The organism is Paraburkholderia sp. BR14374 (assembly GCF_040948685.1).
In the GTDB taxonomy this organism is placed as follows: domain Bacteria; phylum Pseudomonadota; class Gammaproteobacteria; order Burkholderiales; family Burkholderiaceae; genus Paraburkholderia; species Paraburkholderia youngii.
This window is the reverse complement of record NZ_JBFPKF010000014.1, coordinates 43,458-68,657: the sequence shown is the minus strand read 5'-3', so window position 1 is coordinate 68,657 and position 25,200 is coordinate 43,458. Positions and strand designations below refer to the sequence as shown.

Genomic DNA, 25,200 nt, shown 5'->3' with positions numbered 1-25,200 from the left:
CTAGTCAGCAGTCCTGGCGAGCAATGGACGATCGAGGTAGCGATGAATGCACGAATTGAATCAGCTGAGCATGCGCAGGCGGTGGGCGCAGGAAATCGACGCACCGCGGCGATCGTGACCCAACCGACGCTGCGGGTTTTTCTTGCGGCCCACCTCGGCACCGGCCGCGAGCAGGCGCTTGCCGTCGAGCAGGATCCGCATGCCGTCTCGCTGCGTAACGTTCTTCAGGGCATTGCGCAAGCGACGAAGATCATTGCGGCACGTATCGCACAGGGTACGATCGTCGATTCGCAGACGCTACAGGTGGCGAGCGCCTCGCCAGATAGCGGGTCGTGCCGCGATGCCGCGAAGGAAGCCTTCATCGCGTTGAGCGAGTGCAGGGCGCAGAAAGCGGGCATTGTGCTGCATTGCGAGCAGGCGCGGCATCCTGCGGTGGCAGGGCCATATGTGCTGTTTGCCAGTTCGCTCGATAGTGTGGCCAATATCGAATCGAACGTTGCGCTCGGAACCGTATTCTCGATACGGCAGACAGAGGCGCGAAGCCATGACGGTGACTGCGAGATCGTCGGCACGAAGCAGATTGCCGCTGGCTACGCTCTCTACGGTCCTTCCACGATGCTGGTGATCACCGTCGGGCGCGGCACCCATGGGTTCACGCTTTGCCGTCAACGGGACGAATTCATGTTGACGCATCACGCAATGCGCATCCCCGAACAAGGCCCTGTGGTCGCCATCAATTGCAGCAATGAGCGCTCGTGGGAGCGGCCTGTGCAGCGTTATGTGAACGAGTGCCGTGACGGAAGCGCGGGCGTGCGCCAGCGCGATTTCGACACACGCTGGAACGATTCGTTGGCGGCCGATGCGCACCGCACGCTGATGCGCGGCGGCCTGTGTCTTTTCCCGTGCGAAAGGCGCCGGGTGCCCATTGCGGCGACACGTCAACCGTTGCTATATCAGGCGCAGTCGCTCGCCTGGATCGTCAAACAGGCGGGCGGACTTGCCAGCTCGGGGCGTGCACGGATATTCGATGTCGACGCCGATGCGCATGCACTCACGCCGCTATTCGTCGGCAGCCAGCGTGAAGTCGAGCGTATCGAGCGATATCACTGGGAACACGATCGAGGCGAGGACACGCCATTCACGTCACCGCTTTTCAACGAGCGCTCCCTGTTCCGCCCGGAAGCACGCGTGTAGATAGGGGGTGGGAGCATGTCGATCAAACATCCAATCGTTGCGGTAACGGGGTCGAGCGGTGCCGGCACCACGACTGTCATGAACAGTTTTCAGCACATTTTCCGGCGCGAAAAGCTGAACGTGCAGATCGTGGAGGGCGACGCATTTCATCGCTTCGACCGCGCGGGCATGCAGTCTGCAATGAAAGCTGCAGAGGAAAGCCGTCACCAGTTCAGCCACTTCGGTCCTGAGGCGAATCTGCTGCAGGAACTCGCCGAGTTGTTTCGTGAGTATTCGGCGACGGGGCGGGGGAGGTTACGGAAATACCTCCATGACGACGCCCAGGCTGCGCCTTATGGTCTGGAACCCGGTACGTTCTCGCCGTGGACAGACATCGAGCCGCCCACCGATCTGCTTTTCTACGAGGGGCTGCATGGCGGCTTTATCGGCCGTGGCGTCGACGTCGCACAACATACGGACCTGCTGGTGGGGGTCGTCCCCATCATCAATCTCGAATGGATACAGAAGCTTCATCGGGATGAGGCGCTGCGCGGCTATTCGCGGGAGGCTGTCATGGATACGATCCTGCGGCGCATGCCGGACTACGCTCACCATATCTGCCCTCAATTCAGCAGAACGCACGTGAACTTCCAGCGCGTACCGACCGTGGACACGTCGAATCCGTTTGCAGCCCGCGACATACCAAGCGCCGACGAGAGCTTCGTTGTCATCCGCTTTGCCAATCCGAAGGGCATCGACTTTCCTTATTTACTCACCATGCTGCATGACTCGTTCATGAGCCGGCCCAATGTCATCGTCGTACCTGGCGGCAAGATGGGACTTGCGATGCAGTTGATCTTCACCCCTATGATCCTGCAGATGATCGACCGCCAGAAACGGGCATCGTGACCATCCGCGGGAACACTCGTACTCACCAGACAGGAGACACGAACATGCAAGTCATGCCGCGCAATATGCCGATCGATGCCGTGCTATTCGATCTCGATGGCACGCTGTTGCATACGTCGCCCGATATCGGCAACGCGCTCAACCGGGCACTCGCCGAGAACGGTTTTCCCCTGCTCGCGCCTGGCGTCGCGCAAACGTTGATAGGCGGCGGTTCAGAGATCCTCGTCGATCGCGCGCTGACGCTGCTCGGCATCGATGCGCGCCCCGCCACGCTGGATCTGGTCCTGCGCCGCTATGAGGCGTCCTATCATCAGATCTGCCGCGATAAGAATCAGTTGAGCGAGTTTTACCCGGGCGCTGAAGCGACTCTCGACAGCTTGCGGGAGATGGGTCTCAAGCTGGGCCTCGTCACCGACTCGGAGTCGTGCTTCGTCGATCCGCTGATATGGCGTTTCGGCTTGCATGCATGGTTCGACATGGTGGTCGATGCAAATGCCCGCTTGCCGCGTAAGCCCGATCCCGAGCCACTCCTGCAGGCGTGCGAAGCGCTGGGCGTGGACCCGACCCATACGCTATTCGTTGGCGATTGCGTGACGGATGCGCTAGCGGCACAGGCGGCCAATATGCCGATGGTGTGCGTCAGCTACGGATACAGCCACAATCACCCGGTATCGGAGTTGCCTTGCTTGCGCGTCATTCACCACATCGGCGAGCTGACGGAATTGCTCGGCGGTCTGCACAAGGGGCATAGTGCTACTCATGCTGATCAGAGAATCCCTATGCGGGCGATGCAAGCGCAGCAGCCGAATTGAGTTCAACGAGGCGCGTGGCAGCTCGATGTGCCGGCGCGGGTTTCAAGCCGCGCCGCGCCCTCATGAATATGAGTGCGCGCGCGCGCCGTGGTCCCGCTGCCAGAGCACGGCCTCGAGCCGCGAGTGAAGATCGAGCTTCCGCAGCACATGCTTAACATGAACTTTCACGGTGCCGACGCTGATATCGAGTTTGCGCGCGATGGCCTTATTGCTCAGGCCGGCAACCAGAAAGTCGAAGACCTCGAGCTCGCGCGCGGTCAGCTCGTTCTGTGTGACAGGAAGGCGCTGGCCACCCGACAATGCATGAACCAGCGCGCCCGTCACCGACTCGCTGAGAACGGCAGATCCCCTGAGCGCCTTTTCGAGCGAGAGGCACAAGTCCTCGGGGTCCATGTCCTTTAGCAAATAGCCATGCGCGCCGGCGCGCAACGCGGCCACCACGTCGCGCTCGTTATCCGAAACCGTCAGCATGATGAAACGCGCTTCGACGCCGGCTTCACGCATGCGGTCCAACGTTTCGATCCCGTTCATGCGCGGCATGTTCAGGTCGATCAGGATGACGTCCGGCTTCAGGCGCACGGCCATCTCGATGCCGTCTTCTCCGGAAATTGCTTCGCCCACCACTTCGAAGGCGGGATTCATCTGGATGAGTTGCGCGACGCCCTTTCGAAACAACGCGTGATCGTCGATCAGAAGTACTGTGTTAGTGACCATCGGCTCTTCCTGGGCTCATATGCCAGATCGACCAGCTACATCGGCCCGGCTTCGTCATCTGTGATGCGCACGGCAGTGCGATCTCGAGTACATGGAGGAGGCTTTTGTTGTTCGAACTTGATGCCTGAATCATTCTAGCAACATGACGCGATGGGAAAAAATAGATTCCTACCCGATGCTGACGCTTTGCGGGTTTTCCTTAGTCACAACAATACGGCGCCATTTAACGCGGTGGAGAAGGCACGTCGGCGATACCCTTCGTGGCTGGCGAAGAAATCGCCCTTTGATGGATCGGTGGACGTCTCTACCTCCTTGTGAGTAGGCTGAGCTACTCCCGGAGCGTTAGCTTCACGAATTTACGCTAACGGACACCGGCACCACTGATGGCGCGAGCCTTGTGCGCTGCGGGGATGAAGTTCAATACCACGCGCGAGCCGCGTTCGGCGGGCTTCAGTTCCAGACGTCCACCGAGACTGCGGGCTCGCTCGCGCATGATCGCGAGGCCGTAGTGATGTTCGTCGCCCCGTGAGCGGGTGACACCTTTGCCATCGTCCTCGATCGTCACCGTCATCGTGAGTCCGTCCGACATGAGTTGCACCTGCGCCGTCGTGGCGCGCGCATGACGGATTACATTTGTCAGCGCTTCACGCACGATCTGCACGACATGCATTTCCTCGTTGACTGAGAGACGCATGCGCGGCACACGATTGTCAATCGAGATTTGTACCTCACTGCGCGATCCGAATTCTTCGGCAAGCTCCTCGAGCGTGGACGCAAGACCGTGCGCATGCATTGGCGCGCGGAAGGTCGTGAGCAGTTCGCGCAGCTGCCGGTAGGCGCTGTCGATGCCCTCGCGAATCGCGCGCGCGATTTCGGCGACATCGCTCTGCGAGAGTTGAGGCGGCAGCACGGCTTGCAGCCGCGCGAGCTGGATCTTCATATATGAGAGCGATTGCGCGAGCGAGTCATGCAACTCGCGCGCAATGGCATTGCGTTCCTCGAAAAGCGCCATACGCCGGTCGCGCACATCGCGGCTGACATTGGAGATCGCGTGTGCAAGCACGCTGGCGATCGTTTCCAGCAGATACAGATGCCGCTGCTCGAAGCGCGTGTCCGGCTCGCCCTCCGCGATCAGAACCCCATAGGTTGCGAGCGGCACGCGTACCGGGGCGGCAAGCACCGGGGGCGACACCCCGCCGTCATTCAGCAAAGAAGACGTATAGTTGCCGGCAAGCGTCATCAGTTCGTTCGTGACCCGTGCCTTGACGATCTGCGGCACGTCGCCGTTCGGCGCTACGACGGGATCGATATCGAGCAGCTGGGCCGTCGATTCGGTGACCACCAGCGCAATACGTTGGGCGCGCAACACACCGACGAGACGCTGCAACAGCGCCTCGAGCGTGCGGCCCGATGGCTCTTGCTCGGCAAGCTGCGCGCAGATGTGGTGAAGCAGCTCGAGCGATTGGTCCGCAAATGCAATGTAGTCTTCGACGATTCGCTTGAGTTGCGCCGACTCGCTTTGCTCGGTGCGCAGTCGAACGGCAAGTTGCGCCTGAAGCTTCAAAAGCCGGTCGATTTCGTCGTCCCCTTGCGGGATTGTCTGCCCGGATTCCGCGAGCGCCTGTAGCGCCGCTGCTGGTCGCGTGACGAAGGCGCGATGCGCACCCCTTGCGAGCGCAACGATGCCAAGAACCAGAAGGCAAGCGGTTGCGCCCTGCAGCAGCCCGAGCACGGCCTTTTGCACCTGCGCCTGGTAAGCGACTTGCGAACGTAGCGCACGTAGTGCCGAAATTTTTGCATCCGGCCCGCGGGCACTATCTGATGTAGACCCTGCAGTCGCGGCCACGAGTGCGCTAGCGAGTTCTTTCGTCGGGGCGCCACGTTGCCTCCAGTCGTTCAGTAGCGTATCGTTGCTGACAAGCCAATCGGCCTGCTCAGTTAGCGCTTGAGCCTTTCCTGGCGAGCCTGGCTGTGGTTTCGCGGCGGCTGTTCGCAGGCGCGCGACTTCGTCGAGAGTAGAGAGGGTCTGCCGGAATCCTTCGTTTCCTTTGGCCTGCATATATCCACTCACATAGAGCAGCGCGATCAAGCCGACGATGCAGGCGAGCAGCGAGCAGACCTTCGCAAAGAGCGGATAGTGGTAAGAGGCCTCAGACCGGGCAGTATTCATGGGTGAATGAAGTAATAACGTGCACCGAACCCGGTCGCGAGCTGTAATCGTGTTTTTCCGAGCGAAAATGTCATGTCGGTTTATCTGTTCACCACGATACTTCTTGGTGCGGTCGCCGCGCTAGTGTTGCCCCGGCTTGGCTACGGTCCCGGTAATAGTGGTTTATTGTACGTCGCGATTGTACTGGCGGGATGCCTTGCCGCATTTCTGCTGGCGATGGCCTACAGTGCCCGCCGCACGGCGCCACGCGTTGCACGCGCAGTCAAGTTGCCTGATCTGCGCGCATTTGCTGCGAATCTTTCGATGCCCGCCGCGTTACTCGACAACGATGCGCTCGTGTTCGTCAATAGCGCTTTCCTCAAGTACGCGCGTTGGGAACCGTACGCGGATGAGATCGTCGGGATGCCGTTCAGCAACCTCGTTCATCCGCAGTCCTTATTGGATTTGACGGCGCTGCTCACGCAGTCGCGCGACGGGGGCGAGCGCACCTCTGCGTCGCTGCGGATCGCCTACGGCGACGGCAGTTTCCGTTTGCAACCCGTGACGGCACTGAGTGCGCGCGACTCGCGTATGACGCTGCTGCAATTTCCGGCGCCCTACACGAGTACGGACGCTCAGCGCAGCGAGCTGCAAATTCTTCAACATTGCCAGGATGCCGTGCTCCAGCTGCCCCAGGCGCTCTTTCGTGTGGATCGCGAGTTGCGTCTGATCTTCTCGAATCCAGCGTGGCGCAGCCTGGTCCGTGCCGTCGGGAACGACCCGGAGCCGCGACCATTTTCGGGCTTCTTTCATCCAGAGGACGCAGAAACCCTGAACGCCCGGCTCAAAGCGCTGCTCGGCGGACACATGAGCGAAATGGTCGGGGAAGCGCGACTCATTCGTGCCGACAACACGATGGCGCAGGTGGAACTGCGTTGTCATGCAGTGTCCGATCACGAAGGCGCGCTCGTCGGTGCCGTCGGACTTGCGATCGACGTCTCGAACCGCGAACGCCACGAAGAAGCTTTGCGCGCCAGCCGACGCAGCCTGCGCACCCTGTTGTCCAATTTGCGCGCGATGATTTATCGGGGGCAGAATAACCGTGACAGGTCGATGGCTTTCGTGAGTGAAGGCTGCTTCGAACTGACTGGCTATGAGGCTTTCGAGCTGATCGATGAAAGCCGCCTGACCTTCCGTTCGCTGATCCACCCCGCTGATCGCGAATTCGTCTGGAACGAGGTGCAGACGCAGATCGTGGCGCGAAAGCCTTATGAGCTGACTTACCGGATTGTCGACCGCGCTGGGCAAACCAAATGGGTTTGGGATCAGGGATGCGGTGTCTATTCCGCCCGGGACGAACTGATGGGGCTGGAGGGATTCATCGTGGAAGTGGCGCGCAGGCAGGTGATCCAAGAAGACGCCCGGCGCAGCCAGACTTTTGAGAATTCCACGGGCCTCATGAGTCTGCCGCTGTTTCTCGGCCGCCTGGAGTTTGCCCTGGCTCTGTCGTCGCGAAACCCACTGCCGTGTGCAATCTTCGCGATCAATGTCGGAGAACTGGAGCGTGTTGCGACGCGCTTTGGTCAGGATTACGCCGATCGCGTGCTGATCGCCATCGGCAGGAGGCTCGAAGCGATTCAGGGCCAACTGAACTGCGCTGCGTTGCTGGATTCTCACGTATTCGCGGTGTTGCTGGTCGACTTCAGCGCAGAAGCACTTGCCCGCTGTGGCGGTGCGCAACACTTCGCCGAACGGGGGTTGGCAGACACCGATGCGGTGCTGGAGGAGCTACGGAACAGCCTGCAGAAACTCCTTGATGATCCCATCAAGGTAGAAGGTCACGAATTCAAGGTTCCAACGCAGATTGGGTGCAGTTGGATCGAGGCGGGCGTGGCCGACACCAGAAAGATCCTCGACCGCGCACTGTCCGCTTCAGGTTGGCAAGGGGCGAGTGAGCGCAGCAACGGGGAGTGAAAGGTGGCTGGGAAGACACGGGCGCGGGTTACCCGACGGCGCGCACGCGAAACGCTTCCCACCTGTACCGTGCGATGAAGTAGGCGTCCATCACTGAAATTGCATAGACGAAAATCCCCCCGGCATTTCGCCCAATGAAAGACCGACCGGGTGCTGCAAGCTGCACCGTCACGAACCCTAGCGACAACATGAAGAACATCATGATCAACGCACGCGTGGGCATCCGGTTGATCACCTGACCGGCTCCTGGCAGAAGGGCTCCCGCTACCAGCACTAGATAAGGATGCACGGGACGCCGTGCACGGGACGATTCAGGTTTGTCCATAAACACCTCCTCTGATTACATCTGCACACACTTGCACGGCCTGGTCGAGCAGCGATTCAACGAGCGTTGTGGAAAGCCTCGCTTCGCGAAACACGGCCCGACGAAGTACGAGATACTCACTGCGGTCCGCACCTTGCGCCTGATAGACGATCCGCACGCCGTGTGGCGTGACGAGCATCTCCTTCGCACGCGGATCCGCGAAGAATTGCTTAACGTGAGGGTCCAGTACGGAAAGGGGTAACTCGGTGGCGGGTTTGTCGGCTTTGATCGTCGTCTGGCTGGGCCACTCCTCGGGGGGCACGAGGCGTAATGGCAAGCTGTCGGCAGGGGAGTAGAACTCGGTGTTCTGCGCGCGGGCGAGGAGGTCTACCGCTCCCTTTATCGGCAATTTGCGCTTCACCGTGACGAGCAGCCAAAGCGAGGGCACCTTGCGGAAAGCAGCATCGTCGACGAGCGGGGCGACATGGACCTCGTATCCATCGTAGGACCCCGCCAGCACGGGCCAGGAGACACCGTCCTGGGTCAGGCGATGCTGCTCGAACAGCGCGAGGCATGCGTCGAACAGTCTGCCTCGCTCCGCTCGTAGTACCTTGCCGTTACGCAGGTACATCAGTGCGAGCACGATCAGGAACAGTAACGCAAGGGCAATACCCGTTGAGTGCATATCGGCCGCTCCACGTGGGTTCACGTCGGCTTTTGCAAGGAGAATGTCGATCAATAGTCCTTTGGACGCGGCCAGTCCATCGTGAACTGCTCGCCGCGCTTGACGTATTTATAGCGATGCAGCGCAAACCAGATCGACGCCGTGATATAGAAGGCCATGATCGACAGCAGAGAAGTGCCGTACCCGAGATAGGTCGCGAAGTACGTCGCGGAGCAGAGTATGGCCAGCACGATCGACGGAATCGGATGGAACGGGTGAATGTAGCCGCGATTGATGATTCCGAGCGGCCATTTCCGACGGAACCTGACGATGTTGATCGACATGAATGTATAGCCGAGCAGGCCGGAAAGAATCGAGAATGTGATCACCTGGTCGAGCAGGCCCGTGAACGCGAAAGAGATGGCGATCGGCACGAGAAAAATGATCGCGCGGTATGGCGTGCGGTAACGGGGGTGAACGGCGCCGAACCACATCGGCATATAGCGGTCTCTCGACATGGAAAACCATGCACGCGAGGCATCGTTGATACAGCCATTCGCCGACGCAACGGCCGAGAATAGTGTCCCGACGAACAACAGTACCTGCAACGACTTGCTGCCGGTAAGCCGCGCGGCGTCGTAGAGGGGCGTGACCGCCTGGCCGAGATACTCCCAGGGCATGAGGCCCGTGGCGACATACCATGTCATGGCAGCTGCGACGAGCAGCGTGATCATGCCCGACATCGTCCCGAGCGGAATCGAGCGGCCTGCGGAGCGAACCTCCTCGGCAGCCTGGCAAGTGCCTTCGATGCCGAGGTAATACCACATGCCAAATTGCAGGGCTGCGACGACCCCCAGCCATCCATACGGCAACTGGGTCAGTAACTCGTGATGAAGGAGTGTTTGTCCCGGATGCCAGGGGGCGACGCCAAGGAACAGCATGACGATCGCGAGGAACGCAATGGCCGTGATGACGAAGTTGACCGTGAGCGTGACGAACACGCCCCTGTAATTGAGCAAGGCGAGACAGGCGATCGTGACGAGTGTAAATGGCCGTGAATCGAAATTCGCGTAGCCCGAATCCGTGGCGACTGCTTTGACCAGATCGCCCACCACGAGCGCGTCCGCAGCCTCGAGCATCGTGTAAGCCATCACCAGATAGAGCCCGACGTTGAACGCCATCAGCGGCCCGATGATGTGCTTGGCCTGGGTATATTGCCCGCCCGCTGCCGCGACAGTCGAAGTCACTTCAGAGTCGATCATCGCGACGCATGTGTAGAGCAGACCGATGATCCAGCATGCAATCAGCGATCCGTATGCGCCGCCTTTCGCGACCGAAAAGTTCCAACCCATGAACTCGCCGACCAGCACGATGCCGACGCCAAGCGCCCACACGTGAATTGGGCCCAACACCTTCAGCAAAGCGATGCGCTCGCCTGTCTGTGCTACTCCTGCTGCGTCACTCATGAGTGGCTCCCTGTGGTTTGTGCCAACACTGTGTGGCTATTCGTTCCCTTCCGTGGAACTCATCAGGAAATCATCGTCGTATTCACGGCTAACCCTGAATGCGTCGACGAGAATCCAAGCGAAGATGAGAACGGACAGGCCCCATGCGGCATTGCTCGACCATTGCCAAAGATTCATGACATCACCTCCCAAATTTTTCCGCGATCACCTGACGGTATTGCTTGTCGGATACGCGCAGCACGAACACGAAGTACCCGACGATGACGAGTGCCGTCGCAATCAGCGAGACGGGTTCAATCTGATAGTCGAAACGTTGGGTAATGATCGGCTTCGCTTGTTGCACGTCGAAACCCAGCTTGCGCCATTGCCCTTCCATAGTGGCGTTTTGCCCCAAATCGCGCCACGTTACCTGCTTGCTCTCAGCCTGCGTTGCAGGAGCCTGGTCGGGGGCCTTCAGCAACAGGGGCGCGAGAAGGCTGCAGTACACGAGAACGAGCAGAAAGATGCTATCGATAAGCTGTCCGAATCCTTTCTGCACGGGAGGTACGTAATCGGCTGCCATGATGATTCTCCTCTTCAGGCGGTATTGTGGATTGCGCACGCAGGCAAATACTGTTCGTCACAGTTGCCGACCAGGGCAACTGTGTGACACGGCCGTGCGCAGAAAAAAGTGAAAAAGGCAGTCCTAGTCGGCGGCAGGACTAAACGATCCATCGCCGCGTCCCGCCAACTCCGCCTTGGCAGCGCGGTTTGCGTCCAGGTGACGGATGTCGAGGCCGTAGATGTGATCTTTGTCTTCCCTGTAGTGGCGAATCATCGCGATGATCGATGCGGAATTGAACACCAGTACGGCACCTGCGCCGATCGATAGTGCGAGCCGAACCGCCGCGTCGGCAGTCAGGGAGGTGACGGCAAAGTACACATAGCCCACGGTCGCCCACAACAGGAGGAGAGCGATTTGCGCCATACGCTTGTCGCGGGAAAACATTCGATCAATACGCTTACGGATTGCGTGTTCCATGTCGTCCACTCCTTCCTGGGGTTACGCCGGAGACTCCGGCAAAGATCACTGATCGGGCTATCTTCCTGGTTCTGTGGGGTCAACAGAGTTTCGTGACAATATCTGTGTGTCCGGGTGGCCTTGTCAACAACGGGCAAGGGGTAGCCCGTTTAAGGGTGACTGCGCCTACCTTTTTGGAGGTACTCGCGTTTCGTACTGCTCGACGGAGTTCGCGACCGATGCGCGTGATGGTGAGGCGAATCGTGGGGAGGGGAAAAGTATTCCTAAAGTCGTGGTGGGGCGGGCTTTCGACCTGCCTGTCTGGGAGACGGCAGCGCTTGTGCGAGTGAGCGGCAATTCGAGGCGATACCCCTTAGGGTGTACTCGTGTTCCCTGACGAGAAAAAAAGGTGATTGGCGTTGACGCTTTGGGTGTGCTTCGCTACTGTTGGTCTCTGCCATTTCTCATTGATTCGCGTGACAGCGCAACGATGATGTTTCTTCATCCACGGACACGGAAACCGGCCAATGAACAGCAACCGAGCGTCTTCTATTGAACAGCCTCACATCATCGATGGCGTAGCCGCGGCCTCGAATGTCGTCGAGTCAATCAAGGCGAAAGTGCAGGCCGAAAAGCTACGGCCCGGTCTGGCCGTGGTTCTCGTGGGAAGAGACCCGGCAAGCAGCGTCTACGTGCGGAACAAAAAACGCCGTGCCGAAGAATGCGGATTTCTGTCCCGTCAGTACGATCTACCCGAGGCCACCAGGGAGGTCGAACTGCTCGCGCTCATACGGGACCTCAATCGGGATCCCGAGATTCACGGCATCCTGGTGCAGCTCCCCCTTCCACCGCAAATCAATCCCAATGCTGTTATCGAGGCGATTGCCCCGAACAAGGACGTCGATGGATTTCATTATTCAAATGCGGGTCGCTTGGGAACGGGAGACATCGAACAAGCCATTGTTCCTTGCACGCCACTTGGTTGCCTGCATTTGCTAAAGCAGGTGCTAGGCGATGGTCTGCGCGGCAAGCATGCGGTCGTGATAGGGCGCTCCAACATCGTCGGCAAGCCGATGGCGAACTTGTTGATGCACAACGATTGCACGGTCACCATCGTCCACAGTCGTACGGTCGAGCCGCAGAACATTTGCCGTCAGGCTGACATCGTCGTTGCCGCGGTCGGTATCCCGAAGCTCGTGAAAGCGGACTGGATAAAAGAGGGAGCGGTCGCAATTGACGTAGGTATTAACCGGGTCACGAGAACCAATGGCGAATCCGGCCTCGTCGGCGACATCGACTACGACAACGTGTTGCCGCTAACCACCGCAATTACGCCGGTGCCGGGCGGGGTTGGCCCGATGACCATCGCGATGTTGATGCTGAATACGCTGAACGCTGCGGCGCGTTCGAACCAACCAGCCGCAACGTTGACAGTTTGAGTGGGACAGTGTCTTGAACGTGTATATCGTCATTAGACCGCGAGACTGCGCGTGATAGCGACCACGAGGACCCCCGCGATGATCGTCCAATAGGGCAGGAGTCCCGCACGCCTGCTCGATTTGCCTTCTTCAGTCCGATGCATGTCCTCCATCATCGTTTCGGGAAAAATCCCTTTATCAGTGATGTAATGGCGATAAAGAAAAACGGGAATAATTATTGCGGCGAAAGCGAGGCCAGAAATGAGCGTCCCCGAGCCCCAGATGTTCGACCCCATGCCGAGCAGTCCGAGATTGACGAATGAGAATAACGTTCCGAGCGCCAGCAGCCAGTTAGGAGCGCGGAACGGCCGGTGCCAGTCCGGGCGGTCGCGCCGGTGAATCCAGGCAGCGTTCAGATTCAAAAAAATGAAGATGATATAGCCAACGTTGGACATGGCCAGCACGAATACATAGTCCGACATCAAGAGGAGGATCAGGTTGAAGCACAGGTCTGTCCACATCGCCCGGGTCGGAGCACCGTCTTGATTGACGTATGAGAGGTATTTCGGCAACCAGCCTTCCCGCGAAGCCTGATAGAGCGTCCTGGAGGACCCCGCCATCGCTGTCATGATGGCCTGCACGAGCGCCAGCACCAGCATGACCGCGAGCACGCGTTCTACAAGCGGGCCACCGTGGATCATCGGTGCCATTGCCTTCGCGATACCCAGACCGCTATAGATGCCGGGGGCCAGCATGCCGCTATAGACGGCCGGTGTCACGACGTGCCCGGCTGCGTCCTTGACTTCAGGGGTGACCAGGTGGCCCAGCCCGAGCACACCCTGAAAGGACAGAGGCAACACCGTGAATACGAAGATGCACAGCAGGCCTGAATAGAGATTGGCCTTGAACGTATCGACCTTCGGATCACGGAATTCGCGCGTATAGCAGATGGCTGTCTCAAATGCATAGGTCGAATAGCCGGCGATGAAAAGTCCACCCGCCATCAGGGTGATCCCGGCGCGTCCCCATGTGCCATCTACGATCTGTCCGCTCGCGTCTCGCGCGAACGGAAGGAGCGGCAAAAGGTTGTGAAGCGGCAGATCAGCATGCAGAAGGGGCACGGTGCCAACGATGATCAGCGGTATGAGCGCAAGGACGCCGAGCGTCATCTGGATGCGCGCCGTGCGCAGGATGCCGCGATTCTGCATCGCAAAGGTGACAAGCAGAATCGCTGCACCTAGTATGAATGTCGCGTTGATCCGGAGGCTCAATCCGCTTCTCAACCAGTCGAGATTGACGAGTGTGATCTGCCAGGTATTGATTGCGGCTTCCGGCGGGAACATGATTGTCAGGACATAGCCTGCCCCAAGTCCGGATCCAATCGCAATCACCGGCGACCATCCGAACCAGCTGCACCACACAGATAGCGGTGCGAGCAGTTTTGCGTAGCGCACCCATGCGATTGCACCGTAGACCGAGGCACCACCAGACTTGTGCGGGAACAGCCCCGCAATCTCCGCATAGGAAAACGACTGGATAAAGCCGAGACCTATCGAGATCATCCAGACCGCCCACGAGAGTTTGCCGACTGTGGCGGCAATCGAGCCGATTGAGAAAAGGACCAGCGCCGATGCGCCGCTTGCCACCCAGAATGCGCCCGTCCACGTTATGCTTCTTTTTAACGAACCTTGCGGTTCGAGGGCGTGGGGTTCGGGAATCGCGCTCATTGCTGTCTTCCTTTGCCGATGGGACACCTCGTGGGATGCCCCTTTCCATTGGTCGATTGAGGGAAAAAACGATCGCGCGAGTGCGCTACGGTTCGTGTGCGCCTTATGGCACAGCGAGCGCTTGTCGGTAACCGAATGTAGCACGCATGTGCCGATGGAAAAAAATCATGCTTCTGCGGCGCGAGCCCATTCGACAGCGAATCGGGCCTTCAGTCACTCTGACTGCCAGACGGACGTTGGCTGGGGCGCCGGTCAACTTTGCATGTACCAACGTCTTACGAGTGCAGTTAAGCTGCTATACGGGCCGTTTCGCTCGGGCGACGCGGCGACGAGAACCCGTCTGATGAGTGGCTTCCATCCGCTTTCAGGAGCGGGCCGGTTGCCGCTCCGCGAACGCTTCTCTGCCATGCCCGACACTACGGCGTGCCTTGGAGAACGCGAAGCTGCGCCTGCCGGATGCAAGGACGAAGCTCTACTGCCCGAACCGCCGAGGCGTGGCCGAAGTGCGTTCACCAAGGCGTTGGAGGTGCGCAGCAGCCATGCGAGTTGTTCTGCGTCTCGCGCGCGACCAGTCAGGTTTAGCTCAATTTCAATTTCCGGATATTGCGCCAGAAATTCAAGAACTAATGTGTTCAGACGCAGTTCACCACGGCCCATCGGCGCGCTGATCGTCAATCTGCCGACCGGTCGAAGGCTACAGTCCGACCGGGACGCGCAGTCGGTACTGCCAGTGCTGGCGGCCGCCGTCGGCGACCCGACGCTGAAGATCGTGGCGACGCGCATCGGTTCGGGCGCTCAACTCGGCATGCTGGTGGCACCGAAATCAACCATCCGCACCATCGCGGATCTGAAAGGCCGCACGGTGTTCGTTTCGTCGGCACGCGGCAGCATTTCGCAGTTCCAGTTATACGGTGCACTTGCGGAAGCCGGACTCACGAAAGACGACGTGACGGTGCGCTTCATCCTGCCCGTGGATGCGTTTGCGGCCTTCGCATCCGGCGCGATCGAAGTGTGGGCGACCTTTGATCCGTACTACGGCATCGCTGTGCAACGTGGCGGCCGGATCCTGCGCGACGGCTCGGGCATCAATAGCGGATTGGGCTTTATCACCGCTTAGAGCGCATCGCTGGCTGATCCGCGCAAGCATGCCGCTATCGCTGACGTGCTCGTTCGCTATCAACGTGCGGGCGACTGGGCGCTCGCGAATCCAGACGCCTACGCGCAAATCTACGCGACGCTTACACGCACGCCGCTCGATGCCGCCAGGCAGATCACGCAGCGCGCGTCGCTCAAGCAGCATTTCGTCACCGACGCCGATATCGCAGCACTGCAAAAAGTAGCGGATCGTGCGCATCAGGATGCGATCCTGCCGCGCCGCATCGACGTGCGCGCGATCTCGGAGACGCATCTTGCCAGCGCATGAACCTGGATTGATCGACGGAGCACGATGACATGTCCACGCAAACACAAACGCTTGAGCTTGCTGGTGTCGCAGAAGAGGGCAAGCGCGACGGACGCGAGCACGGCAAACGCCTGGTCGCGTTGGTGGCCGCGCTCGGCTGGCTCGGCGGCGCGGCCGCTACACGATGGTGGCCCGCGCTTGACGACTGGCCTTATACACGCGAGCTGTCGATTCTCAAGCTGCTGTTGGCGGCATTGTCGCTTGCCATATGCATCGCGGGTTGGCGTACGAGCAATACCCGAAGCGCGCGCGTCGAAGCATGGCTCAACGGTGCGCCGTGGCTGCTCGCGCTATCCATCGGATTGACCGCATGGGAAGTCGTCACCGCGCAACTCGAATGGCTGCCGCGGCCATTCTTTGCGCCGCCTCAAGCGTTGATCGCCGTTTATGCGGACGACCTCCCACGCCTCGCCGCGAGCGTCGCACATTCGTTCGAATTACTCGCATATGGCTACGTGCTGGGCGCGCTGACGGGCTTCGTGATCGGCGTGAGCATCGGCTGGTCGAAGGCAGTCGGCTACTGGCTGCATCCCGTGCTGCGGCTGATCGGTCCGCTGCCGGCTCCGGCCTGGCTGCCGCTCGCGTTCTTCTTCTTTCCGTCGAGTTTCAGCGCGAGCGTGTTCCTGATCGCGCTGGCGACGGCGTTTCCCGTTGCGGTGCTCACGTGGTCGGGCGTCGCGAGCGTCAATTCAGCGTTCTACGACGTGGCGCGCACGCTCGGCGCGAACCCTTCGTTTCTGATCCTGCGCGTCGCGATTCCCGCTGCGTTGCCGTCTGTTTTCGTCGGGCTGTTCATGGGACTTGGTGCCTCGTTCGCCGTGTTGATCGTCGCGGAGATGATGGGCGTGAAAGCGGGCCTCGGCTGGTATCTGCAATGGGCGCAGGGGTGGGCTGCCTACCCGAACATGTATGCCGCGCTGCTGGTGATGGCATTGATGTGTTCCGGCTTGATCACCTTGCTGTTCCGCGTTCGTGACCGATTGCTCATCTGGCAAAAAGGAATGCTGAAATGGTAGCCGCTTCTTTGTCTCAAACGTCTCACGCGAAGCGGGGCGCGCGCATCGACGTGCGCAACGTCACACATCGGTTTGCGCTGCGCGGTGAAGCGCTGCCCGTGCTCGACGACATCAGTCTGACAATCGAACCCGGCGAATTGGTCGCGCTGCTCGGACCGAGCGGTTGCGGGAAGTCCACCTTGCTGCGGCTCGTGGCGGGTCTCGATGCTCCCGCGCAAGGCGTCATTCATGCGGACGGTGAAACCGTCACAGGACCCGACCCGTCACGTGTGGTCGTGTTCCAGGACCCGACGCTGTTTCCGTGGCGCACGGTGCGCGACAACGTGGCGCTCGGTCCGCAGGCTCAGCGTGAGCAGCGCGCGGCAAAGCGTATCGATGCCGCGCTCGAACTCGTGGACCTGTCGGCGTTCGCGAAAGCCTTTCCGCATCAGCTCTCGGGAGGGATGGCGCAGCGCGCGGCGCTCGCGCGCGCTCCCGTCAACGATCCGCAACTTCTCGTACTCGACGAACCATTCGGCAAGCTTGACTCGTTGACGCGCATCCGGATGCAGTCCGAGTTGGTACGTCTCTGGCAGGCCGAAAACTTTTCGATACTGCTCGTCACGCACGACGTCGAAGAAGCGCTGTATGTCGCGAACCGGGTGATCGTGCTGAGCGAACGCCCGGCGCGGATCGTCTTGCAAGTGCACAACGACGCACCGTGTCCGCGTCATCGCGACGACCCCGATCTCGTCAGGTTGCGCCGCGAAGTGCTGGGGCTGCTCGGCCTCGACACCTGAGCGGCGCTAACCAAAACAACTTCACTTAGGGGAAATCACGCGATGAAGCATTCAGGCGACAACACACCATCGAACGCGGCGCGCCGCACGTGGCTGCGCAACACGGCATGGACAGTAGGCGCTGCGGCTCTCGGCGGCGCGACGTTCGGACTGCCCGGCGTGCGCGCATCCGCCGACGAAGCATTGAAACCGCTGAAACTCTCATGGAATGCGGGCGCCATCTGCACGGCGCCGGTGCCCGTCGCCGTGCAGCAGGGGTTTTTCCGCAAGCATGGCTTGCAGGTCGAACTGATCAACTTCGCGGGTTCGACCGACCAGCTACTCGAAGCGATCGCTACGGGCAAATCCGACGCGGGCGTCGGCATGGCGCTGCGCTGGATCAAGCCGTTGGAGCAGGGATTCGACGTCAAGCTGACGGCGGGCATCCACGGCGGCTGCATGCGCCTGCTCGCGACGCGCGCATCGGGCATCGTCGATCTGCAAGGGTTGAAGGGCCGCACTGTCGGCGTGAGCGACATGGCGAGCCCGGCAAAGAACTTCTTCGCGGTCTCGCTGAAGAAGATCGGCGTCGATCCCGACAACGACGTGCACTGGCGCCAGTATCCGGCGCCGCTGCTGGGTGAAGCGCTGAAGAAGGGTGAAGTGCACGCGATCGCCGATGGCGACCCGACCATCTGGACATTGCGCGTGGCCGATCATCTGCAGGAAGTGTCGAACAACCTGTGCGGCGAGTATGCGAACCGCGTGTGTTGTGTGCTAGGCGTTCGTGGCTCCCTCGTCCGCAAGGACCGCGCGACGGCTCAGGCGCTGACGCAGGCCTTGCTGGAAGCCACCGAATGGACCGCGAATCATCCCGCCGAGGCCGCGGCGATCTTCGCGCCGAATGCGCCTGGCGCGAACGTCGCGCAACTGACGGAGATGTTGAAGAGCCACACGGATCACCATCATCCCGTGGGCGATGCCTTCAAGAAAGAGATCTCGCTGTACGCCGACGATCTGAAATCCGTAGGCGTGTTGAATTCGGGGACGAACTCGGAGCGGTTTGCCACGCGGGTGTTTGCCGACGTATTGGCTTGATGGAGGAACGCAGCGCGCCGGCGTCGGCGCGCTGCGTTTGCGCAGAGTGCGGAAAATGAGCTAAGCGGGAAGGGCTTCTCGCGTCCGGTTCCTATCTGCGACCGCGTTGCGTACGAGCGGCAATAGATCACGCCCGTAGGCCAATGCATCCTCGAGCGGATCAAATCCACGAATGAGGAAGGTCGTTACTCCAAGTTTGTGATATTCGACCAGCGCGTCGGAAACCTGTTGCGGTGTGCCGACAAGCGACGTCGAATTTCCCGCTGCCCGCGTGAGTGCGGTGATTCCCGTCCACAGACGCGTGTCGACCACGCTTCCCTTGTCCGCCTCAGCGAGCAATCGCAATGCGCCGACATTCTTCGGCTCCTTTGGTCTGCGCGTGAAATTCGGCGAGGCAGCGACGACACCCTTCGCACGCTCCAGAATCGACTCGGCGCGCGCCCATGCGGCCTCTTCCGTCGCGGCGATGATCGGGCGAAGCGACAGACTGAAGCGGATGAGCTTTTCCCGTCCATGGCGCGCAGCAGACTGGCGCACCTTCGCTATCGTTTCTTCGACGGCGGCGAGCGATTCGCCCCACAGCGCATACACATCGGCATGCTTGCCCGCGACCTCGATTGCGGCGTCCGACGAGCCGCCGAAATACACGGGCAAATGCGGCTGCTGCAACGGACGGATCTGTGACTTGTGACCCGCGACACGATAGTAACCGCCTTCGTGATCGAACGGTGTTTCACTCGTCCATGAACGCCTGACGACGTCGAGATATTCGTCCGTGCGCCGATAGCGCTCGTCGTGCGACAGAAAATCGCCGTCGCGCTGCTGCTCGATGTCGTCGCCGCCCGAAATGATATGGACGGCCGTGCGTCCCTCGCTGAAATGATCGAGCGTAGCAAGCTGACGTGCCGCGAGTGTCGATGCGACGAAGCCCGGACGATGCGCGAGCAGGATGCCGAGGCGCTTCGTCTGTTGCGCGACGAACGAGGCGATCTGAAAGCCGTCGGGCGACGCGCTCGAATGCGCAATAACTCAATGATTTTCATGCAATACCATATCGGTAGAAATTAGATCGGTGGGCGCGCGGGCAGCGTTAGCATGCACAACCTTCCAGATAGTCTCTCTGCTCCTCGAAACAAGTGAATGGTGCGTGTCGAATCTCCGTTATGGAGCGCAGGCAATGAACGATATCGTTATCGAGCAGCCGGCCGTCGTCGAGGCCGCGTTGAACTATCTGGTTGCGAACGGCGAAAAGCCCGCCACCTATGCGTATGAGCCGCCCGATGGTGCGCCGTTGCGTAGCGGCGTCTACCGGACGCAGCGCGTGAATGTCAGCAACGCGCGCATAGCGCCGCCGCCGGGTGGTTTGTCGCTCGATCGTAACGGCTTCGAACTACACCATCACCCAAGTGCATTGAACGATTTTTCCGACCCGACGGCGATCGAACGCGTTTATTACCCGGAGTCTGAAACGCTGCTCAAACGGGCACGGGCGCAAAGCGCACCGTGATTTTCGATCACACGCTGCGCGATGGCCGGACCGAGCGGGCCGACGGTGTGCGCGAACCCGTCAAGTTCATTCACAACGATCAGACTTTCCTGTCGGGCCCGCGCCGCGTGCGCGATCATCTTCCACCGCATGAGGCGGAAGATCTGCTGAAAGGCCGCGTCGCGATCGTCAATCTGTGGCGGCCGATCGGAGGGAGAGTCGAGTCGTCTCCGCTCGCACTGTGCGATTCGCGCAGCATCTCTCTCAATGACCTCGTGCCGTCGGACCTCATCTTTCGCGACAAGGTCCGCGAGACGTATGCGTTCGTGTTCAACCCGCGGCACCGCTGGTACTACTTTCCGCTGATGTCGCCGGACGAAGTGCTGCTGCTGAAAATCTACGATTCGGCGGGCGACGATGTCGCACGGCTGACTGCACACACGGCGTTCGATGATCCGTCCTCGCCGCTTGATGCGCAGCCACGCCGAAGCATCGAACTGCGCGCGCTACTGTTCTTCTGAGCGTTTGCGGAACCGCCGTACGAGTTCAAACGCAGAAAAAGCCGCCCGTCGGCCGAAGCTGACCTGTCAATGCGCTTTGCCCGAGCGACTTCTCCTTGTAAAGGCGTGGATTGTGCGAAGCGATGAGCTTGATATGCGCCAGTGCCGGTCCAGCCCGCCCGCGCGGGGGACGACGGAGCCTCAGCCGAGATCGATGAGCCAGCTGACGGCGAAACAAGTCGCGGTCCGCCGTTAGCCATTTTTATTTCGCCCATGCGCGAGCCTTTTTAAACCTTGACGCTGTAATCTGCGACCTTCATGCGCGAGTTGATGATCTTGCGTTCCGCGAGCCAGTCGGCGGCGCGTTGAAACTGCGCGATAAAGGCTGCCTGCCACGCCCGACGGGTGCGAAGGGAAGCTTCCGTTTGAATCCCGAAGCCCGTTTTTTGACCCGAGAAGCGATAAGCGTTTAAGACACTATGACTTTCCGTGAGGCAGAGGCTGGCCCGCCGTGAGGAATCAAACGCGGGTTAGCATCTCTGCCAGAGCCGCACGGTGTGGACAGCGCCACACCCGGCGATTTCCGGCACGGAGGCCAGCATGGAAAACGATAGCACGGTGTACGTCGGCCTGGATGTTCACAAGGAATCCATCACGGTTGCCTATGCGCTTGGCACGGGCGAAGTCGAACTGCTCGGCAAGACCGGTACGACGAAGACGGATATCGATCGCCTGTGCAAGCGACTTCAGTCGAAAGCGAGACACGTACAGATTGTCTACGAGGCAGGGCCGTGTGGCTACGGCCTCTACCGTCAACTGGTGCAGAAGGAGTTCGACTGCATGGTGTGCGCACCTTCACTGATTCCCCAAAAGCCCGGAGAGCGCGTCAAGACAGATCGGCGCGATGCCGTCAAGCTTGTGCGATCCCTACGGGCCGGGGACCTGTCAGCTGTCTACGTGCCAACCATCGAGGACGAGGCATTTCGCGACCTCGCCCGTGCATGGATGACGGCCAAAGACGATTTGAAGCAGGCGCGACAGCGGCTCAAGTCATTCCTGCTCGCGCACGATGTACGGTATACCGGTCGCGCCGACTGGGGACCAGCTCACCGGCGCTGGGTGAGCCAGTACGCGTTCGCTAGCGAATGGCAACAATTCGCGTTCGAGGAACTTCGGCGCACGATTGAAGATCGGCTCGCGCAATGCCGGCGTGTTGAATCCGCCTTACGTGAGGCAGTGACAAACTGGCGGTTCTATCCAGCCGTCCTTGGTCTGCAGGCTATGCGCGGTGTGCAGTTCACAACGGCCGTTGGAATGCTCGCCGAACTCGGCGATCTGTCACGCTTTGAGCATCCGCGTCAACTGATGGCGTGGCTCGGCGTCACCCCATCGGAACACTCTTCGGGTGACAAGCGACGGCAGGGGAGTATCACCAAGACCGGCAATAGCTATGCAAGAAAGCTGCTTGTGGAGGCCGCCTGGAGCTACCGCCATCCGGCACGTGTCAGCGCCGACATTCAGCGTCGTCATGAAGGCATTCCCAAGCCCATCATCGATCGCGCCTGGGACGCGCAGATTCGACTGTGTCGCCGATATCGGCGGCTGGCCGCGCGTGGCAAGCATGCCAACACCACGGTCGTGGCCGTCGCTCGCGAACTGTCGGGTTTCATCTGGGACATCGGGCGCCTGGCGATGTCGCTCGCAATACCTTATCGTAGAGAGGGAACCTGATTACCAGACACCACGTCGCTCCCCCCTATAGATTCACGAGTTTCCTGAAGGCGGCGTAGCCCGGCTACTCGAGCAACCCACGGCATAATCCCGCAACGGATACATCCGACTTGCGGCTTAAGAATGCGGCAGGCTCATGAGACGGTCCACTGTAATGCGGTAACCAACCCGCGGATATCAGGATGATCCACCGTCGAGATTTACTGCTACGTCGCCCTCAGGGAATTCATTTGCGTATGCGAACACTGCGACCCACACATCCCGATTGACAAGGAAAGTCATATCGGGTTATTCGATGCCTGCCCTTATTGCGACGATGGGCGAAACTGCCCGGCTAAGGCAGGGCTTGCTGCATTACCTTCATCTTTTCACTTGCTCATCTGCAAAACCGCCCATCTTCCCTAGGCACCGTGCGTGCGGGTTTATGCCCGTAATATTCTGTAGGAAATTTTGTTTACAATACGCGCGCCTCCCGGCATATCGCGACGCCTGTCCCGTCGACGACAACCATACAAGGCGCAACTAACGTTGCCGCCGCGCGTAAGCAGAGACCACCGGCCTCAGCGACAACGACGAGGCGCCGCGCGTCTATGCGCACACGCACGATCCGTGGCGGCGCCGAAACGAAAAATATCATGCATGACTTAAGCGAAATCGCCCAATGGCTGGAGAGCCACACTATTCACCACGTATCTGACGTTCACGCAACACTGCCGGATCCCACCTTCATTTCAAATGGGCGTCAATTCGTTTCGTTCAGTTCGAACAATTATCTGGCACTGGCGAATCATCCCCGATTGGTGGCTGCCGCCAAGCAGGGACTTGATCGCTATGGCGTCGGTAACTGCGAGTCGCGCCTTCTGGGCGGCGATCTGGAGGTCTACCGCGAACTCGAGGCACGCCTGGGTGCACTCAAGCACAAAAGTGACGCAGTACTGTTCGTGACTGGCTACATGACCAATCTCGGCGTGCTCTCGACGCTGGTCAAAGCCGCTACGCTGGCGCGCTTACACGGCTACCGCCCCAAGACTCGCCGGAAATATGCTTACTACTCGGATGAGTTCAATCACGTCAGCATTCGGGAAGGCATCCAGATGTCCGGCGCACTGCGGCACACCTACCGACACCGCGACCTGAATCATCTGGAGTCGCTCCTGCAGAAGGGGGACCGCACCACACCAATTATCGTCAGCGACGGCGTGTTCAGCATGGAAGGGACGATTACCCCCCTGCCGGAGCTGGTGGCGCTGGCCGAGCGCTATGGCGCCATCCTGTATATCGATGATGCGCATGCTACCGGCGTACTAGGCGAGCATGGCGGGGGCACCTCGGAACATTTCGGTTGCTACAGCCCCCATATCATCCAGATGGGCACGTTGAGCAAGGCATTTGGCGCCATTGGCGGGTTCGTGGCAGTCGATCGCGATATGGCTGACGTGATCCGGCTTACTAGTTCCGCCTATGGTTTTACCTGCCCGCCGCCGCCGGACCAGGCTAGCGCCCTACTTGCTGCGCTCGACCTGTTGGCCGAAGAGCCGCAACGGCGGCAAAAACTGTGGGACAACCAGCGTTATTTCATTGATCGTATCCGCCCGCTCGGATACCAGCTGTTGTCGACCGAGACGGCAATCGTCCCCGTGCTGATCGGCGAGACGGAACTGTGCGCGCGTTATGTCAAGGTCCTGCGTGAAGAAGGTGTCCACGTCGACTCAGTCCAGTTTCCGGCCGTGCCACTCGGACAAGCACGACTACGTTTCATGATGAATGCTGCACATACCAAGGTGCACATCGATCATGCCATCGCGGTAATGGAAAGCATCGGCGCAAGGGCGGTGTCGTAGCTTTCTCCCGCGGTGCCTTTCCCAATGGCCGATGTGCGCGTTATTGCGGCCGTTTGATCATGAAATGGTCAACGGCGCAAGCGGGTCGGCTTGGTGCACTCGCCGACGGGACGGCGGCGGCCAAGAGCCAGCGTTCGCTAGCGGCAGAACCGGGCCACAAGCGGCCCTTCGGCGCTCACTTCTGAATTCGTAACAAGTCAAAGGTCCGGCGCTGACCCGCCACCGACCGGGCGGGAAATCGGACCGGCCAATCATTGGCATCCTGATCGTGTGCGCTATCTATTCCGCTGTCGAGGCGTCTGCGGGATGATGGTGCATCATGCCTGGATCGTGCCCTGCCATCGCGTCGTGGCCATGATCGGACAACTGGGCGTCGAACCATTCGTGTAGCGCCATGACGAGGCGAGGCTCGTCCGCGTGATATACGATTTCGCCTCCATCAGGCAAGTCGTGATAGTGGATCGTCAGTTCACCCTGCTTCGCGGTACGTAGTACGGCTAGGCCCGGCATGTCGTTGCCGTGGATCTGCACCGGCGCATTGAAATCTCCCTCCGAAAACTGCCGGGCGATCATGGCCAGGTGTCCGCGGATCATGGCGGCCTGCTTCGCATCATGATGCTTCGTGACGACCTGCTGCGTTCCGCCGTTGGCCGTCTTCGTAAAGATGTGTGTGGTGGCCGCAAGGGAGAACGGCATTACCTCCGTGCCGTGTTGCTCAACTTCCCTCTGGCGTGGCGTAACGTCGGCGATGGCGGGCGACGAAAGAACAGCTATCCCGAGAAGGACCGCGGTTGAGACCGCGACAACAGCCACCGACGGGCGCGACATGGTTTGCTCCAATCGAAAGAGAGAACGCATAGTCTAGCGTTCAATGTCCGTTTCCGGTATTGGCGAACGTCCCTTCAGGGTCGGGAGTACGCACTGCCGACTGGCCGCTTACGGGCCGCGGAATTCAGTGACCGTTTTCGGGCGACGAGTTTCGGGAGCGGACTGAAGCA

19 protein-coding genes and 4 pseudogenes are annotated in these 25,200 nt (G+C 60.1%); 12 read left to right on the top strand and 11 right to left on the bottom strand.

All coding sequences use genetic code 11. The features are described from left to right. Nucleotides 1–42 precede the first annotated feature (42 nt). The 3 genes from AB3X86_RS26825 to AB3X86_RS26815 are packed head-to-tail and all read left to right on the top strand — an operon-like array spanning nt 43 to nt 2,894. A complete protein-coding gene (locus AB3X86_RS26825) occupies nt 43–1,194 on the top strand; it encodes a fructose-1,6-bisphosphatase (RefSeq protein WP_368598342.1) in 1,152 nt (383 codons plus the stop codon). Between the two features lie 15 nt (nt 1,195–1,209). After that, nucleotides 1,210–2,082, top strand: coding sequence for a phosphoribulokinase (locus tag AB3X86_RS26820; protein WP_176125233.1), 873 nt, complete (start codon nt 1,210–1,212; stop codon nt 2,080–2,082). Between the two features lie 44 nt (nt 2,083–2,126). After that, nucleotides 2,127–2,894, top strand: a complete 768-nt coding sequence (locus AB3X86_RS26815; RefSeq protein WP_368598341.1) for an HAD-IA family hydrolase — start codon at nt 2,127–2,129, stop codon at nt 2,892–2,894. A gap of 60 nt (nt 2,895–2,954) precedes the next feature. On the opposite strand, the gene narL is transcribed toward AB3X86_RS26815, so the two are convergent. Both narL and AB3X86_RS26805 read right to left on the bottom strand, forming a co-directional pair. Then, the gene (narL, locus tag AB3X86_RS26810) at nt 2,955–3,608 is read right to left on the bottom strand and encodes a two-component system response regulator NarL (protein ID WP_176383683.1); all 654 of its coding nucleotides are present in this window, start codon (nt 3,606–3,608) and stop codon (nt 2,955–2,957) included. A gap of 361 nt (nt 3,609–3,969) precedes the next feature. Next, nucleotides 3,970–5,352: a histidine kinase gene (locus AB3X86_RS26805; RefSeq protein WP_368598340.1), complete on the bottom strand. Its 1,383-nt coding sequence runs from the start codon at nt 5,350–5,352 to the stop codon at nt 3,970–3,972. A 498-nt stretch (nt 5,353–5,850) separates the two neighbouring features. On the opposite strand from AB3X86_RS26805, the gene AB3X86_RS26800 reads away from it, so the two are divergent. Further along, the gene (locus AB3X86_RS26800; protein WP_368598339.1) at nt 5,851–7,731 is read left to right on the top strand and encodes a PAS domain-containing protein; all 1,881 of its coding nucleotides are present in this window, start codon (nt 5,851–5,853) and stop codon (nt 7,729–7,731) included. 28 nt (nt 7,732–7,759) lie between these two features. On the opposite strand, the gene AB3X86_RS26795 is transcribed toward AB3X86_RS26800, so the two are convergent. The 5 genes from AB3X86_RS26795 to AB3X86_RS26775 form a co-directional block, all read right to left on the bottom strand. Beyond that, on the bottom strand, nt 7,760–8,056 hold the full coding sequence (locus AB3X86_RS26795; RefSeq protein WP_176125228.1) for a hypothetical protein: 297 nt from the start codon (nt 8,054–8,056) through the stop codon (nt 7,760–7,762). After that, entirely contained in the window at nt 8,043–8,774 is a 732-nt protein-coding gene (locus AB3X86_RS26790; protein WP_368598338.1) for a hypothetical protein, read from the bottom strand. The genes AB3X86_RS26795 and AB3X86_RS26790 overlap by 14 nt, the downstream gene beginning before the upstream one ends. Next, entirely contained in the window at nt 8,771–10,165 is a 1,395-nt protein-coding gene (locus AB3X86_RS26785) for an APC family permease (RefSeq protein WP_176125227.1), read from the bottom strand. Before AB3X86_RS26785 ends, AB3X86_RS26790 begins: the two co-directional genes overlap by 4 nt. Before the next feature lie 181 nt (nt 10,166–10,346). After that, complete coding sequence (locus AB3X86_RS26780; protein WP_368592561.1) at nt 10,347–10,727, bottom strand: hypothetical protein; 381 nt, start codon at nt 10,725–10,727, stop codon at nt 10,347–10,349. 123 nt (nt 10,728–10,850) lie between these two features. Next, on the bottom strand, nt 10,851–11,186 hold the full coding sequence (locus AB3X86_RS26775; protein ID WP_368598337.1) for a hypothetical protein: 336 nt from the start codon (nt 11,184–11,186) through the stop codon (nt 10,851–10,853). A 506-nt stretch (nt 11,187–11,692) separates the two neighbouring features. Here AB3X86_RS26775 and AB3X86_RS26770 point away from each other — a divergent pair. After that, a complete protein-coding gene (locus AB3X86_RS26770) occupies nt 11,693–12,604 on the top strand; it encodes a bifunctional 5,10-methylenetetrahydrofolate dehydrogenase/5,10-methenyltetrahydrofolate cyclohydrolase (RefSeq protein ID WP_368598336.1) in 912 nt (303 codons plus the stop codon). A gap of 32 nt (nt 12,605–12,636) precedes the next feature. Here the strand turns inward: AB3X86_RS26770 and AB3X86_RS26765 are convergent, their stop codons facing one another. Further along, entirely contained in the window at nt 12,637–14,310 is a 1,674-nt protein-coding gene (locus tag AB3X86_RS26765) for an APC family permease (RefSeq protein WP_368598335.1), read from the bottom strand. A gap of 724 nt (nt 14,311–15,034) precedes the next feature. Between AB3X86_RS26765 and AB3X86_RS26760 the strand changes: the two are divergent. The 4 genes and pseudogenes from AB3X86_RS26760 to AB3X86_RS26745 form a co-directional block, all read left to right on the top strand. Beyond that, a pseudogene (locus tag AB3X86_RS26760) lies at nt 15,035–15,733 on the top strand (ABC transporter substrate-binding protein); the annotation flags it as partial. Nucleotides 15,734–15,762: 29 nt separating this feature from the next. Further along, nucleotides 15,763–16,788, top strand: a complete 1,026-nt coding sequence (locus AB3X86_RS26755) for an ABC transporter permease (protein ID WP_368598334.1) — start codon at nt 15,763–15,765, stop codon at nt 16,786–16,788. After that, nucleotides 16,782–17,567, top strand: a complete 786-nt coding sequence (locus tag AB3X86_RS26750; RefSeq protein WP_368598333.1) for an ABC transporter ATP-binding protein — start codon at nt 16,782–16,784, stop codon at nt 17,565–17,567. The genes AB3X86_RS26755 and AB3X86_RS26750 overlap by 7 nt, the downstream gene beginning before the upstream one ends. Nucleotides 17,568–17,609: 42 nt before the next feature. Then, the gene (locus AB3X86_RS26745; RefSeq protein WP_368598332.1) at nt 17,610–18,644 is read left to right on the top strand and encodes an ABC transporter substrate-binding protein; all 1,035 of its coding nucleotides are present in this window, start codon (nt 17,610–17,612) and stop codon (nt 18,642–18,644) included. A 60-nt stretch (nt 18,645–18,704) separates the two neighbouring features. Here AB3X86_RS26745 and AB3X86_RS26740 read toward each other — a convergent pair. Beyond that, nucleotides 18,705–19,628 (bottom strand): annotated as a pseudogene (locus tag AB3X86_RS26740) (LLM class flavin-dependent oxidoreductase); the annotation flags it as partial. Between the two features lie 193 nt (nt 19,629–19,821). Between AB3X86_RS26740 and AB3X86_RS26735 the strand changes: the two are divergent. Then, nucleotides 19,822–20,651 (top strand): annotated as a pseudogene (locus tag AB3X86_RS26735) (CmcJ/NvfI family oxidoreductase). Between the two features lie 25 nt (nt 20,652–20,676). On the opposite strand, the pseudogene AB3X86_RS26730 reads toward AB3X86_RS26735, so the two are convergent. Then, nucleotides 20,677–20,855, bottom strand: a pseudogene (locus AB3X86_RS26730) (acyl-CoA dehydrogenase); the annotation flags it as partial. A gap of 375 nt (nt 20,856–21,230) precedes the next feature. Between AB3X86_RS26730 and AB3X86_RS26725 the strand changes: the two are divergent. Both AB3X86_RS26725 and AB3X86_RS26720 read left to right on the top strand, forming a co-directional pair. After that, nucleotides 21,231–22,361 carry an IS110 family transposase gene (locus tag AB3X86_RS26725; RefSeq protein WP_368598331.1) on the top strand — a complete coding sequence of 377 codons (1,131 nt, stop codon included), beginning with the start codon at nt 21,231–21,233 and terminating at the stop codon, nt 22,359–22,361. Between the two features lie 590 nt (nt 22,362–22,951). Beyond that, nucleotides 22,952–24,202 (top strand): aminotransferase class I/II-fold pyridoxal phosphate-dependent enzyme, encoded by a 1,251-nt coding sequence (locus AB3X86_RS26720; RefSeq protein ID WP_368598330.1) that lies wholly within the window; start codon nt 22,952–22,954, stop codon nt 24,200–24,202. A gap of 279 nt (nt 24,203–24,481) precedes the next feature. Here the strand turns inward: AB3X86_RS26720 and AB3X86_RS26715 are convergent, their stop codons facing one another. Then, on the bottom strand, nt 24,482–25,030 hold the full coding sequence (locus AB3X86_RS26715) for an aspartate carbamoyltransferase (protein WP_368598329.1): 549 nt from the start codon (nt 25,028–25,030) through the stop codon (nt 24,482–24,484). Between the last annotated feature and the right edge of the window lie 170 nt (nt 25,031–25,200).